The sequence below is a fragment of the Pseudomonas sp. Hz4 genome (assembly GCF_054898165.1).
Genome location: NZ_CM142719.1, coordinates 5,536,150 through 5,549,786, shown reverse-complemented (window position 1 = coordinate 5,549,786; position 13,637 = coordinate 5,536,150). Strand labels below are relative to the sequence as shown.

General features: G+C 59.3%; 15 protein-coding genes. 9 read left to right on the top strand and 6 right to left on the bottom strand.

Features of this window, described 5'->3' with window-relative positions; all coding sequences use genetic code 11:
• The first annotated feature begins 141 nt into the window (after positions 1-141).
• The 4 genes from ACYZTR_RS25665 to trpE all read left to right on the top strand — a co-directional run bounded on the left by ACYZTR_RS25665 (position 142) and on the right by trpE (position 4,409).
• Entirely contained in the window at positions 142-1,290 is a 1,149-nt protein-coding gene (locus ACYZTR_RS25665; protein WP_461974847.1) for an iron-containing alcohol dehydrogenase, read from the top strand.
• Between the two features lie 79 nt (positions 1,291-1,369).
• Complete coding sequence (gene rpe / locus ACYZTR_RS25660; RefSeq protein ID WP_461974845.1) at positions 1,370-2,044, top strand: ribulose-phosphate 3-epimerase; 675 nt, start codon at positions 1,370-1,372, stop codon at positions 2,042-2,044.
• Positions 2,041-2,859 (top strand): phosphoglycolate phosphatase, encoded by an 819-nt coding sequence (locus ACYZTR_RS25655; RefSeq protein ID WP_461974843.1) that lies wholly within the window; start codon positions 2,041-2,043, stop codon positions 2,857-2,859. Before rpe ends, ACYZTR_RS25655 begins: the two co-directional genes overlap by 4 nt.
• A 71-nt stretch (positions 2,860-2,930) precedes the next feature.
• A complete protein-coding gene (gene trpE / locus ACYZTR_RS25650) occupies positions 2,931-4,409 on the top strand; it encodes an anthranilate synthase component I (protein ID WP_461974841.1) in 1,479 nt (492 codons plus the stop codon).
• A 113-nt stretch (positions 4,410-4,522) separates the two neighbouring features.
• On the opposite strand, the gene estP is transcribed toward trpE, so the two are convergent.
• The gene (estP, locus tag ACYZTR_RS25645; RefSeq protein ID WP_461974839.1) at positions 4,523-6,430 is read right to left on the bottom strand and encodes an esterase EstP; all 1,908 of its coding nucleotides are present in this window, start codon (positions 6,428-6,430) and stop codon (positions 4,523-4,525) included.
• 23 nt (positions 6,431-6,453) lie between these two features.
• A complete protein-coding gene (locus ACYZTR_RS25640) occupies positions 6,454-6,789 on the bottom strand; it encodes a hypothetical protein (RefSeq protein WP_461974837.1) in 336 nt (111 codons plus the stop codon).
• A gap of 46 nt (positions 6,790-6,835) precedes the next feature.
• On the opposite strand from ACYZTR_RS25640, the gene ACYZTR_RS25635 reads away from it, so the two are divergent.
• The 4 genes from ACYZTR_RS25635 to ACYZTR_RS25620 all read left to right on the top strand — a co-directional run bounded on the left by ACYZTR_RS25635 (position 6,836) and on the right by ACYZTR_RS25620 (position 10,121).
• Positions 6,836-7,429: an aminodeoxychorismate/anthranilate synthase component II gene (locus tag ACYZTR_RS25635; protein ID WP_033056198.1), complete on the top strand. Its 594-nt coding sequence runs from the start codon at positions 6,836-6,838 to the stop codon at positions 7,427-7,429.
• Between the two features lie 9 nt (positions 7,430-7,438).
• Positions 7,439-8,488, top strand: coding sequence for an anthranilate phosphoribosyltransferase (gene trpD, locus ACYZTR_RS25630; protein WP_461974834.1), 1,050 nt, complete (start codon positions 7,439-7,441; stop codon positions 8,486-8,488).
• Positions 8,485-9,321 carry an indole-3-glycerol phosphate synthase TrpC gene (gene trpC / locus ACYZTR_RS25625; RefSeq protein ID WP_461974832.1) on the top strand — a complete coding sequence of 279 codons (837 nt, stop codon included), beginning with the start codon at positions 8,485-8,487 and terminating at the stop codon, positions 9,319-9,321. Before trpD ends, trpC begins: the two co-directional genes overlap by 4 nt.
• Before the next feature lie 98 nt (positions 9,322-9,419).
• Positions 9,420-10,121 carry a lipoate--protein ligase family protein gene (locus ACYZTR_RS25620; RefSeq protein ID WP_461974830.1) on the top strand — a complete coding sequence of 234 codons (702 nt, stop codon included), beginning with the start codon at positions 9,420-9,422 and terminating at the stop codon, positions 10,119-10,121.
• Here the strand turns inward: ACYZTR_RS25620 and crp are convergent.
• On the bottom strand, positions 10,118-10,762 hold the full coding sequence (crp, locus tag ACYZTR_RS25615) for a cAMP-activated global transcriptional regulator CRP (protein ID WP_008147233.1): 645 nt from the start codon (positions 10,760-10,762) through the stop codon (positions 10,118-10,120). The genes ACYZTR_RS25620 and crp overlap by 4 nt on opposite strands.
• A gap of 231 nt (positions 10,763-10,993) precedes the next feature.
• Here crp and ACYZTR_RS25610 point away from each other — a divergent pair, with 231 nt between their 5' ends.
• Positions 10,994-11,416, top strand: coding sequence for an OsmC family protein (locus ACYZTR_RS25610; protein WP_008061600.1), 423 nt, complete (start codon positions 10,994-10,996; stop codon positions 11,414-11,416).
• Positions 11,417-11,584: 168 nt separating this feature from the next.
• Here the strand turns inward: ACYZTR_RS25610 and coq7 are convergent, their stop codons facing one another.
• From coq7 to ACYZTR_RS25595, 3 genes are all read right to left on the bottom strand, one after another.
• The gene (gene coq7 / locus ACYZTR_RS25605) at positions 11,585-12,232 is read right to left on the bottom strand and encodes a 2-polyprenyl-3-methyl-6-methoxy-1,4-benzoquinone monooxygenase (RefSeq protein ID WP_008147238.1); all 648 of its coding nucleotides are present in this window, start codon (positions 12,230-12,232) and stop codon (positions 11,585-11,587) included.
• A 168-nt stretch (positions 12,233-12,400) separates the two neighbouring features.
• Positions 12,401-12,739, bottom strand: a complete 339-nt coding sequence (locus ACYZTR_RS25600; RefSeq protein ID WP_008147240.1) for a histidine triad nucleotide-binding protein — start codon at positions 12,737-12,739, stop codon at positions 12,401-12,403.
• A gap of 81 nt (positions 12,740-12,820) precedes the next feature.
• Positions 12,821-13,609, bottom strand: coding sequence for an SDR family NAD(P)-dependent oxidoreductase (locus ACYZTR_RS25595; protein ID WP_282381977.1), 789 nt, complete (start codon positions 13,607-13,609; stop codon positions 12,821-12,823).
• Positions 13,610-13,637 lie beyond the last annotated feature (28 nt).

The following is a 13,637-nucleotide window of genomic DNA, read 5'->3' as shown; positions in this document are numbered from 1 at the left end:
AGCGTCTCTGGCTGCATCCCCACGCGGAGCGTGGGAACGATCATGCTACGGGTATGGTTCATTCACGGCCTGAATAGCAGACAATCCCAAATCCCCAGCTACTCTTGTGCCCAGCTCCCCTATCTATAAGAGGCTGCGCACATGAGTCTTTCCTCTTTCAAAATCGCTCACAAACTGATCACCGGCGCCGGTGCCATCGAGCAACTGGCGGCTGAACTGACACGCCTGGACATCGACAACCCGCTGATCGTCACCGATGCAGCACTGGTCAAGTCCGGCACGGTCGAGCTGGCGCTGGCGCAGCTGGGCGACCGAACCTACGAAATTTTCGACCGTGTGCTGCCAGACCCGGAAATCGCCATCGTCGAAGACTGCATGCGGGTCTACCGCGAGGGCGGGCACGACGGATTGATCGGCCTGGGCGGCGGCAGTGCCATCGACATCGCTAAAAGTGTCGCGGCCTACGCCGGTTATCACGGGGCGCTGGAGGATCTGTTCGGCATCGAACAGGTGCCGCGCAAAGGCCCGCCGCTGATCGCCATCCCGACCACCGCCGGCACCGGCTCGGAAGTCACCAACGTGGCGATCCTCTCCGACAAGGCTGCGCAGCTGAAGAAAGGCATTGTCAGCGACTATCTATTACCGGACGTGGCGCTGGTCAGCCCACAAATGACCCTGACCTGCCCGCGCAGTGTCACTGCCGCCAGTGGCGTCGATGCACTGGTGCACGCCATCGAATCCTATCTGTCGCTGAACGCCTCACCGATTACCGACGCGCTGGCCATCGGCGCCATCAAGCTCATCGCCAAGGCGCTGCCCAAGGCCTACGCCAATCCGTCCAACCTCCAGGCCCGCGAAGACATGGCCACCGCCAGCCTGATGGCCGGTATGGCGTTCGGTAATGCCGGGGTCGGCGCGGTGCATGCGCTGGCGTATCCGCTGGGCGGGCGGTTCAACATCGCCCATGGGGTCAGCAATGCCTTGCTGCTGCCGTATGTCATGACCTGGAACAAAATCGCCTGCGTGGAGCGCATGCAGGATATTGCCGAGGCCATGGGGGTGAAGACCGCTCATCTGAGCGTCAATGACGCGGCCGACAAAGCCGTGGAGGCGATGACCGAGCTGTGCGCCGCGGTGGAAATCCCGCCGGGCTTGCGCAGCTTCGGTGTTCCCGAGGACGCTCTACCGGCCATGGCCGTGGAGGCGGCGGGAATTGAGCGTCTGATGCGCAACAATCCGCGCAAATTGAGCGCCGTCGATATCGAGAAAATCTATAGGGCGGCTTACTGATTATCGCGTCACGGTGCGCGCGCCAAAGCATGCGGTATACAATGCGCGCCATCGTGATTCTGCTCAAAAAAGGTGCGTCATGCAGCCCTTCGTCATTGCTCCGTCGATTCTCTCCGCCGACTTCGCCCGCCTGGGTGAAGAGGTGGACAACGTCCTGGCCGCCGGTGCCGACTTCGTCCACTTCGATGTCATGGACAACCATTACGTGCCGAACCTGACCATCGGCCCGATGGTCTGCGCCGCACTGCGTAAGTACGGCGTGACCGCGCCGATCGACGCGCACCTGATGGTCAGCCCGGTGGACCGCATCGTCGGTGACTTCATCGAGGCCGGCGCGACGTACATTACCTTCCATCCGGAAGCCAGCCAGCATGTTGACCGTTCCCTGCAACTGATCCGCGAAGGTGGCTGCAAGTCGGGCCTGGTGTTCAATCCGGCGACCCCGCTGGACGTGCTCAAGTACGTGATGGACAAGGTCGACATGATCCTGCTGATGAGCGTCAACCCTGGCTTCGGTGGGCAGAAGTTCATCCCCGGCACCCTCGACAAGCTGCGTGAAGCGCGGGCGCTGATCGATGCCTCCGGCCGTGACATCCGCCTGGAAATCGACGGCGGCGTGAACGTCAACAACATTCGTGAAATCGCCGCTGCGGGCGCCGACACCTTTGTCGCCGGCTCGGCGATCTTCAATGCACCGAACTACCAAGAGGTGATTGAAAAGATGCGTTGCGAACTGGCGCTGGCCCGCCCATGAGTGGCTTTGAGCAGCTGTTCCCGGGGTCTCTGCCGCGGTTGGTGATGTTCGATCTGGATGGCACGCTGGTCGATTCGGTCCCCGACCTCGCAGCGGCTGTGGATAACATGCTGCTCAAACTCGGGCGTCAACCTGCTGGTACCGCATCGGTGCGTGAGTGGGTGGGCAACGGCGTGCACGTACTGGTGCGCCGGGCCTTGGCCAACCACATCGACGCCGAGGGTGTCGATGAGGTCGAAGCCGAGCGTGCCCTGGCGTTGTTCAACGGCTTTTATGAGGACGGTCACGCGCTGACGGTGGTTTACCCCGGCGTGCGCGACACCCTGAAATGGCTGCACAAGCAGGGTGTAGTGATGGCGCTGATCACCAACAAGCCGGAGCGTTTCGTTGCGCCGCTGCTGGATCAGATGAAAATCGGTCGTTACTTCAAATGGATCATCGGCGGCGACACACTGCCGCAGAAGAAGCCCGACCCGGCGGCGCTGTTTTTTGTGATGAAAATGGCCAGCATTCCCGCGTCTCAATCGTTATTTGTCGGCGACTCGCGCAGCGATGTGCTGGCGGCGAAAGCGGCGGGGGTTAAATGCGTGGCGCTCAGTTACGGCTATAACCACGGCCGGCCCATTGCCGAAGAGTCGCCGTCGCTGGTGATCGACGATCTGCGCAAGTTAATTCGCGGTTGCCTGGATCCGGCCGCTGAGATAACGTTGCCCAACGCTGTTCAACCCCCTTCTGGAAACGCCATCGTGGTGGTCACTCGCAAACTCTGGATGAAAGTCATCAAGGCCCTGGCCCGCTGGCGTTGGCGCGCCTGACTTGTTCCTCGCCGGCCTACCGGCGCGTTTGCATACTTGACTGTTAGACCCTCAAGCCACGAGGCTACCCCATGATCCGCGAAGAATTCCTGCGTTTGGCCGCTGCCGGCTACAACCGCATACCACTGGCCTGCGAAACCCTGGCCGACTTCGACACGCCGCTGTCGATCTACCTGAAATTGGCTGACGAGCCCAACACCTACCTGCTGGAATCGGTGCAGGGCGGGGAGAAGTGGGGCCGTTACTCGATCATCGGCCTGCCGTGCCGCACCGTGCTGCGGGTTCACGACCATCACGTCAGCGTGACCCACGATGGCGTCGAGATCGAAAGTCATGAGGCTGAAGATCCGCTGGCCTTTGTCGAAGAATTCAAAGCTCGCTACAACGTGCCGACCATCCCTGGCCTGCCGCGCTTCAATGGCGGTCTGGTGGGTTACTTCGGTTACGACTGCGTGCGGTATGTAGAAAAGCGTCTAGGCAAATGCCCGAACCCGGATCCATTGGGCGTGCCGGACATTCTGCTGATGGTGTCCGACGCGGTGGTGGTGTTCGACAACCTCGCCGGCAAGATGCACGCGATTGTTCTGGCCGATCCGTCGCAAGCAGATGCCTTCGAGCAAGGTCAGGCACGACTGGAAGAGCTGCTGGAAAAACTCCGTCAACCGATCACCCCGCGTCGTGGCCTGGATTTCAGCAAACAACAGTCTGCTGATCCGGTCTTTCGTTCGAGCTTCACCCAAAACGATTACGAAAAAGCCGTCGATACCATCAAGGAATACATCCTGGCCGGTGACTGCATGCAGGTCGTGCCGTCCCAGCGCATGTCGATTGATTTCAAGGCCGCGCCGATTGATCTGTACCGGGCGCTGCGTTGCTTCAACCCGACGCCTTATATGTACTTCTTCAACTTCGGCGACTTCCACGTCGTCGGCAGTTCGCCTGAAGTGCTGGTGCGGGTCGAAGACAACCTGATCACCGTGCGCCCGATTGCCGGCACTCGCCCACGCGGGGCCAACGAAGAGGCTGACCTGGCGCTGGAAAAAGACCTGCTGTCCGACGACAAGGAAATTGCCGAGCACTTGATGCTGATCGACCTGGGCCGTAACGACACGGGTCGGGTCTCGGAGATCGGTTCGGTGAAACTCACCGAGAAGATGGTCATCGAGCGTTATTCCAACGTGATGCACATCGTTTCCAACGTCACCGGTCAACTGAAGGCTGGGCTGACGGCGATGGACGCACTGCGGGCGATTCTGCCGGCGGGCACCTTGTCTGGCGCACCGAAAATCCGCGCGATGGAAATCATCGACGAACTGGAACCGGTCAAGCGTGGCGTCTATGGCGGCGCGGTCGGTTACTTCGCCTGGAACGGCAACATGGACACTGCGATCGCGATCCGCACCGCTGTGATCAAGAACGGCGAACTGCACGTGCAGGCCGGTGGCGGCATCGTTGCCGACTCGGTGCCGGCGCTGGAATGGGAAGAAACGCTGAACAAGCGCCGCGCGATGTTCCGTGCGGTGGCCCTGGCGGAACAAACCCCGGAGTAACCCATCCCTGTGGGAGCGAGCCTGTTCGCGAAAGCGGAGTGTCATTCACCTTAAATGTTGAATGAAATGCCGCCTTCGCGAGCAGGCTCGCTCCCGCAGGTCGATGTCGGTTATCAGAAATCCAGACTGACCCCGACGGTCACCCCTTGCTGGGTGAAGTCATCATCCTTGCGGAACGTGTAACCGCCACGCAGCGCCAGGTCGGCCGTCAACTTGTGGCTGACCCCCAGGCTCACGCGATTCAAGTGGCTTTGCGGTGTATAGCCATCAAGCTTGAAGTCCAGGGATGGCAGGCTGTTGAGGGCGATATTCACCTTCTGGACGTCATCCTCATACTCACGCTCGTGCGCGTATTCGCCGAACACTTGAGTTTGTCGGGTGATTTGGTACTTGCCTTGCAAACCTACGCCCAGTCGTTTCGAGTCGCGTTTCTGGTCATCAAAGGTCAGTGCCGTGGAGCGGTTGCTGTTTTCCGAATAGCCGTCGACTTCCACTTTCGCGTAATCGGCGCTGACGAACGGCGACAGGTGCCACTCGCTGCCCGGCTGCGCAATGTCGTAGCCAACGCGTGTGCTGAAGGCCCAGAGATAGCCATCGGTATCGCCTTTTTCCGCCCCTTCGCTGGCGCCCAGGTCGAATTTGCGTTTGAGGTTGTCGTAATCCAGCTTGCCGCCGGTCAACGCGGCATCAGCCCACCAGCGGTTCTGTTGGAACTGGGCAAAAGCGGTGGCCAGGTAGCTGTTGAGTTTGTAGTCCGAATCATTATTGCCTGCTTCAAGATTCTGCCGATAGAACCCGGCCGCTACGCCCACACGCCAGGCTTCATTGAGACGATAGCTGCCACCGATATTCAAGCTGTAACCACTGCCATCAGCGTTGGCGCCGCTGCTTTGGCTGTCGACATCGAGATGCTGACCACCGCCAGCGACAATGGCGCGCCATTGGCCGACCGCCTGCCAGTTCTCCCAGTCCGATTGCCATTGGCTGCGCATTTCGTCCTGATGAGCACGTAAGGTGGCGTGGGCCATTTCCGGCAGCAGCGTCAGTTCCCAAGGCGCTGCCAACAGGGAATAGGCGTAGTCGGAAATCAGCTTTTGCCCGGTTTCGGTCGGGTGAACGCCATCGTTATAGATCAGCTTGCTTGGATCCGGGGTGCCACTGTTGATGCCATACGTAGCGTTTTCGGTACAGCCGTTACCGCTGAAGCAGGTGGCGGTCAGATTCTGGTTGGTGGCCAGACCGAATCGCGCCGGGTCAGCGAAGGTTTCCTGCAACAGCAATGGAATATTCAACGGGATGATTTCGGCATCAATCCCCGCGAGACGGGTGACCAACTGCCGGTTGAACGCGCCGCTCAGCAATGAGGTTGCTGGTTGTAGGGGAGTGCCATTGAGGGCGGGCGTCAAACCCAGGTCGGGCAACAACCAGACCATGATGTACCTGGCGCCGGCGGTTTGCAGAACCTGGACGCTGTTGGCCAGTCGATCGGCAGCGGCATTCGCCTGAGCGGCACTTTGAACACGCCCCTGAAGAAAATCGTTACCACCCCCGGAGAGGTAATACAGCGCGTTCGGGTCGGCGCGCAAATTGTTTGCCGGCAGATAGCCCAAACGGGCGCGTTCACCGGTGGCGGAGGCAGTGGTGATCGAGTTGAGGATCTGGTCGGTGCGGTAGCCGCCAACCGCCCAGTTATTGCCGTCCGGCAGTCCCTGGTTGGCACGCGCCGCCGAGGTCGAAGCGGCCGTCTGGTCTGGTGAAAACCCAAGTCTTGCGCCCAGCAGTTGCGTCGAGTTGGCGGAATAGACTTCGCCACTGCCATTCAGATAGATCGGCCCGGTCCGGTTAGTGAAGCGCAGGGTGGCACCGGCGGGGCCGCCCGTGTCGGTAAACTGTCCTGCATCGTTGAGGCTGTCACCGAAGACGATGAAGTTCGAGTAAGGGTTGGGCGCCGCGATCGCCTGGGTGCAGGCCATAGCGAGCAAGCAGCCGGCAAGCGGTACAAACAACGTCTGTCTGATCATGAGCAAGTCCGTTTGTTATTGTTTTAGTGAGCAAAACGACCGTGCCAAAAACTATAGAGCCTGTTGCCGTTTGGCGCGAACCCGTCGATTGTTTCATGCGCTTCGATCGCGCCATATTGCGCGCTCTGCCCAGCTAAGTTACTGTGCCGAGACGTATAAATGAGACCTTCCCCGTGTTGATCGTCAGCAAACTTCTGGATCAAGTCATCAAGGCACACGCCCGTTGGCGTTGGCGCGCCTGAATCCTTCTGCCGGCCCGGCCGGATCTTTACCGCTTTGCCTTCTTTACCCGAAAGACAAACCGTTTTGCTGCGCGATTCCAGCGACTGACAAAGCGCAGGACGCTGCGGGTAACTCATTCGAAGGCTGTATTAAAGTCAGTGAATTCAAGAGGTTCATAACGCCATGTTGCTGATGATCGATAACTACGACTCTTTTACCTACAACGTTGTGCAGTACCTTGGTGAGCTCGGCTCCCAGGTCAAAGTCGTGCGCAACGATGAGCTCACCATCGCTGAAATCGAAGCCCTCAACCCTGAGCGGATCGTCGTCTCCCCCGGTCCTTGCACCCCGAACGAAGCAGGCGTCTCGATTGACGTAATCAAGCATTTTGGTGGAAAACTGCCGATTCTCGGCGTCTGCCTGGGCCATCAGTCTATCGGCCAGGCGTTTGGCGGCGATGTGGTTCGCGCCCGCCAAGTGATGCACGGCAAGACCAGCCCGGTGTTTCACGAGGACAAGGGCGTTTTCGAAGGCCTGAACCATCCGCTGACGGTCACCCGCTATCATTCACTGATCGTCAAACGCGAAACCCTGCCCGATTGCCTTGAGCTGACCGCGTGGACCCAGCTCGAAGACGGCTCGGTTGACGAGATCATGGGGCTGCGCCACAAGACACTGAACATCGAAGGCGTGCAGTTTCACCCTGAGTCGATCCTCACCGAACAGGGCCACGAGCTGTTCGCTAACTTCCTCAAACAAACCGGCGGCACGCGCTAAGGACTTTTCATGAATATCAAGACAGCCCTGAGCCGTATCGTCGAACAGCTCGACCTCAGTACCGATGAGATGCGCGATGTCATGCGCGAAATCATGACCGGTCAATGCACGGATGCGCAGATCGGCGCGTTCATGATGGCCATGCGCATGAAGAGCGAAAGCATCGACGAGATCGTCGGCGCCGTGTCGGTCATGCGCGAGCTGGCGGACAAGGTCGAACTCAAGACCCTCGATGGCGTCGTCGATGTGGTCGGTACCGGTGGTGACGGTGCCAATATCTTCAACGTATCGACCGCTTCCTCGTTCGTAGTCGCCGCGGCCGGTTGCACCGTCGCCAAACACGGTAACCGTGCGGTCTCGGGCAAAAGCGGCAGCGCCGATCTGCTGGAAGCGGCCGGTATCTACCTGAACCTGACATCGGTTCAGGTAGCACGCTGCATCGATAACGTCGGCATTGGTTTCATGTTCGCCCAGACCCACCACAGTGCCATGAAGCACGCCGCCGGCCCGCGCCGGGAGCTGGGCCTGCGTACCCTGTTCAACATGCTCGGCCCGCTTACGAATCCGGCCGGCGTGAAGCATCAGGTGGTGGGCGTGTTCAATCAGGCGTTGTGCCGGCCGTTGGCCGAAGTCTTGCAGCGTCTGGGCAGCAAACACGTGTTGGTAGTGCACTCGAAGGATGGCCTGGACGAATTCAGTCTGGCGGCGCCAACCTTTGTGGCGGAATTGAAGGATGACCAGATCACCGAGTACTGGGTCGAGCCAGAAGACTTGGGCATGAAGAGCCAGAGCCTGCATGGTCTGGCCGTGGATAGCCCGGCGGCCTCCCTGGAGCTGATTCGCGATGCCCTGGGCAAGCGCAAGACCGAGAACGGTCAGAAAGCCGCGCAAATGATCATGCTCAATGCCGGTGCCGCGCTATACGCCGCCGACCATGCCCGCAGTTTGAAAGAAGGCGTTGCCCTGGCGCACGATGCGCTGCACACAGGCCTCGCTCGGGAAAAACTGGAGGAGTTGGGTGCATTTACCGCGGTATTCAGAGTGGAGAATGAGGGATGAGTGTACCGACGGTTCTGGAAAACATTCTGGCCCGCAAAGTCCAGGAGGTTGCCGAGCGTAGCGCTCGCGTAAGCCTGGCGCAGTTGGAAAGTCTGGCCAAGGCGGCCGATGCACCCCGTGGTTTTGCCCAGGCATTGATGGCTCAGGCCAAGCTCAAGCAGCCAGCGGTCATTGCAGAAATCAAGAAAGCCTCACCCAGCAAAGGCGTAATCCGCGAGAACTTCGTTCCCGCCGACATTGCCAAGAGTTACGAGAAGGGCGGCGCGACCTGTCTGTCGGTGCTCACCGATATCGATTACTTCCAGGGCGCCGATGCGTATCTGCAACAGGCGCGGGCGGCATGCAAACTGCCGGTGATCCGCAAGGACTTCATGATCGATCCGTACCAGATCATTGAAGCCCGAGCGTTGGGCGCCGACTGCGTGCTGCTGATCGTCTCCGCACTGGACGACGTGAAAATGGCTGAGCTGGCGGCCGTGGCCAAAAGCGTCGGCCTCGATGTGTTGGTAGAAGTCCACGACGGCGACGAGCTGGAGCGGGCCTTGAAAACCCTCGACACTCCGCTGGTGGGTGTCAACAACCGCAACCTGCATACCTTCGATGTCAGTCTGGAAACCACCCTCGACCTGTTGCCACGTATCCCACGTGATCGCTTGCTGATCACCGAAAGTGGCATTCTCAACCGGGCCGATGTTGAGCTGATGGAAATCAGCGACGTGTATGCGTTCCTGGTTGGCGAAGCGTTCATGCGCGCCGAAAGCCCGGGCACCGAACTGCAGCGTCTGTTCTTTCCAGAGCGCGGCGGTCCGGTCAGCGGCTTGACCCTCGACTGAAAACATCTTCGCAGGCAACCCGATCTCCTGTGGGAGCGGGCTTGCCCGCGAAGAGGCCATCAAGTACCCCAAAGACTTCATGTCTTACGGAGTTATCCATGCCTCAGCCAATCTCTCTGACCGTCGAAGCCGGCTTGCTCGCCGAACAGGATCTGTTGGCCCATGTGTGCACCGGCGATTCGGAGTTTGGTCTGCTGTCCTGGCAACCCAGTGATCGGGCGCTGGTCATGCCGCGACGGTTGAATCGTCTGCCTGGGTTCGAGGCCGCGTGCGAGGTATCGGCTGCGGCGGGTTGGCCGGTGTTATTGCGTGAAACCGGCGGTGAACCAGTGCCGCAATCGGCTTCTACCATCAATATCGCGCTGGTCTACGCGCCACCGCGTAACGAGGGTGACCAGAACCGGATCGAAACCGCTTATCGCCGACTCTGCGACCCGATTTGTCAGCTGCTTGATGAGATGGGCGGCGTTTCGTCCCTGGGCGAAGTTGATGGCGCGTTTTGCGATGGCCGATTCAACGTCAATCTCGATGGGCGCAAGATGGTTGGCACCGCGCAGCGCTGGCGTCAGAGCAAGGGCGGTACGCGTCCGGTAGGGTTGGTGCACGGTGCTTTGTTGCTCGATAACGAGCGTGAGTCGATGGTGGCGGCGGTCAACCGTTTCAATGAAGCCTGTGGCCTGGAGCAGCGAGTGCGTGCCGAGAGCCACATCGCCCTGTATGAAAAATATGCAGCGCCTGAGGCGTTGGAGCGGCTCGACACGTTGTACCGCCAGTTGCTGGCAGACATGTTCAGGGCCTAGCGCGTACCGAAGACCACCATGGTCTTGCCTTTGACGTCCACCAGGTTGCGCTCTTCCAGATCCTTGAGTACGCGACCGACCATCTCACGCGAACAACCGACAATCCGCCCGATCTCCTGGCGGGTCACCTTGATCTGCATGCCGTCCGGGTGAGTCATCGCATCCGGCTGTTTGCAGAGTTCCAGCAGGCAGCGCGCAACGCGACCGGTGACGTCGAAGAACGCCAGATCACCGACTTTTCGCGTGGTGTTGCGCAGACGCTGTGCGATTTGTCCGCTGAGCACGTAAAGAATGTCCGGATCCTGCTGGGACAGCTCGCGGAATTTTGCGTAGCTGATCTCCGCGACTTCGCATTCGATCTTGGCGCGCACCCAGGCGCTGCGTTCCTGTTCCAGGCCGGCCTGTTCGAACAGCCCCAACTCGCCGAAAAAGTCCCCGGAATTCAGATAAGCGATGATCATTTCGCGGCCGTCGTCATCCTCGATCAGGATGGTGACTGACCCTTTGATGATGAAGAACAGCGTGTCCGAGCGGTCGCCGGCACAAATGATGTTGCTCTTGGCCGCATAGCGACGGCGCTGGCAGTGCATCAACAGCTTGTCGAGGTTCTTGATTTTGGGTGTTGGGGTAATAGCAACCATGGTTGTATCCCGAAAAGACTTCACGGTGTGTTTGGTTTTCTTATGAGTTGCGGAGGTTGCTACATGGCTGACTATGCGCCAGCGAATTGGCGCCAGCTTAACAGACACTTCCCGCAATATTCGAGCATTTACCTTACGACGCAGAAGGTTATGTCCTACGAAGGCGAGCGCTGTCAATCAAGGCCCCTGTGCTAAGCTGGCGACCCTTTTTTATACAGTGGAGTCTTGGCGATGAAGGCACGCATCCAATGGGCTGGCGAAGCCATGTTCCTCGGTGAATCCGGCAGCGGTCATGTCGTGGTCATGGACGGTCCGCCTGATGCCGGCGGTCGTAACCTGGGTGTCCGGCCGATGGAAATGCTCCTGCTGGGTGTTGGCGGTTGCAGCAATTTTGATGTGGTCAGCATCCTCAAGAAGTCCCGTCAGGCTGTTGAAAGCTGCGAAGCCTTCCTCGAAGCCGAGCGCGCCACCGAAGATCCGAAGGTTTTCACCAAGATCCACATGCACTTCGTGGTCAAGGGCCGCGGGCTGAAAGAAGCCCAGGTCAAACGCGCTATCGAGCTGTCTGCCGAGAAGTATTGCTCGGCGTCGATCATGCTCGGCGCGGCTGGCGTGGAAATTACCCATGACTACGAGATCATCGAACTCGGTTGAATCGACATTCAACTGTCTAGTCCTGAAACAGGTGTAAACCTTATTCAGGACGGACAAACATCACAAAAAAGGCGACTACTTTGCGGTAGTCGCCTTTTTTATTGCTGACGCAGAGCCATTGTGGGAGCGAGCCGGCTCGCGAAGAGGTTCTCAAGAGCAATGCAGCTATCAGATCCGGTAAGTACTCTTGGTCATGACCTTGGCCATCAGGCTCATGCCGAACTTCACCGGTGCCGGGAAGCGGAAACCCCCTGCCTCCAGCGCGCTTTCGGCGTGATGTTCTTCATCAATGCGCATCTGCTCGAGGATCGCCCGGGACTTTTCGTCCTCGGCCGGCAGTTGCTCAAGGTGTTCGTTCAGGTGTTTGCAGACCTGATGCTCGGTAGCCGCAACGAAACCCAGGCTGACTTTATCGCTGATCAACCCTGCTACCGCGCCGATCCCGAACGACATGCCATAGAACAGCGGATTGAGAATGCTGGTGTGGCTGCCTAACTGTTTTATGCGTTGTTCGCACCAGACCAGGTGGTCGATTTCTTCTTCGGCGGCATGTTCCATGGCTGCGCGCACTTGCGGCAGCTTGGCGGTCAGGGCCTGACCCTGATACAGCGCCTGGGCACAGACTTCGCCGGTATGGTTGATGCGCATCAGGCCGGCGACGTGCCGGGTGTCTTCGTCGCTCATTTGCGCATCCGGCTGCACGATAGCGGGCGAAGGACGGTACGGCTGGCCACTGAAGGGTAGCAAGGTACGCATCGCGGCATCGGCTTGCAGCAGAAGACGGTCAATCGGCGAGTAGTGACGTTGGGTAGTCATGCTGACCTCCGGGAAGAATCTCGGCGGCCAGTTTAACCCAATCGGCCGGCGAAGGTTTGCGTTGGGTCATTGTGATGCAGGCTTCTGTAGGAGCACAGCTTGCTGGCGATGGCGATTTCAATGACGCCATCGCCAGCAAGCTGTGCTCCTACAAGGGCGGGTAATGAATCAGCCCGGCGGCCAGTGCATCTGGCGCTGACCCAGTACATGCATATGGATGTGATAGACAGTCTGCCCACCCAGTGGATTGCAGTTCATGACCACGCGGAAACCCTCTTCACAGCCCAGTTCCAGGGCCAGACGCTGGGCGGTGAACAGAATGTGCCCAGCCAGTGCCTTGTCGTCCTCGGTCAGGTCGTTAAGCGTGCGCACCGCTTTTTTCGGGATCACCAGAAAATGCACCGGTGCCTGTGGGGCGATGTCGTGGAAGGCCAGTACCTGGTCGTCCTCGTAGATGATCTTGGCCGGGATTTCCCGGTTGATGATCTTGGTGAACAGAGTATCCACAGCTGTTTTCTCCGTTGTTTGGGCTGGCCTGAGTGTAACCATGGGTTATGTCAGAGCCCAGTCTTTTACCTTGAGGGGCGATCAGCGCGGGCAGTAAGCCTTGTTGACCATGCCTGCGATTGTCCGGGTCAGCCAGCGTGAGCCGAGCCGCGGCAGGAAGGCGCGCCAGCGGTTGCGTCGACCCGGAATAATGATGGCGCGATTTTTCTCCAGAGCCCGCACGGTATAGAGCGCGACTTCCTCGGGGCTCATCAGCATTTTGCTGTCGACCAGTTTGGCGGTGTCCAATTGCGCGGTGCGAAAAAACGCCGTGCGGGTAGGGCCGGGGCAGAGCACCGACACTTTGACCGCACATTTTTTCAGTTCGACGCGCAACCCTTCGGAAAAGTGCAGCACATAAGCCTTGCTGGCGTAGTAAGTACTCATCCATGGGCCGGGATGGAACGCCGCAACCGAGGCGACATTCAAAATCTGCCCGCCGCCCTGCAGCGCCATGCTGTTGCCGATCGCGTGACACAGGCGAGTGAGCGCGAGGATGTTCACTTCGATCAGATCCTGCTCGGTCATCCAGTCCTGAGCCAGGAAAGGGCCGCAAGTGCCGATGCCGGCGCAGTTGACCAGCAAATCGATCTGTCGGTCACCTTCCTCCAGCTCCAGCAGAAATCCGGACAGCCGTAGCGGCTCGCCGAGGTCACAGGCTCGGAACAACACTTCCACGCCAAAACGTTGCGTCAGTTCAATCGCAATACTTTCCAGCTGATCACGCTGGCGGGCCACCAGAATCAGGCTGCGGCCGCGCCGGGCCAGCGCTTCGGCCATCGCCAGGCCGATGCCGCTGGAAGCGCCAGTGATCAGAGCGTAACGGGTCATGCATTTCTCCATCGCAACAGCTCCGCGC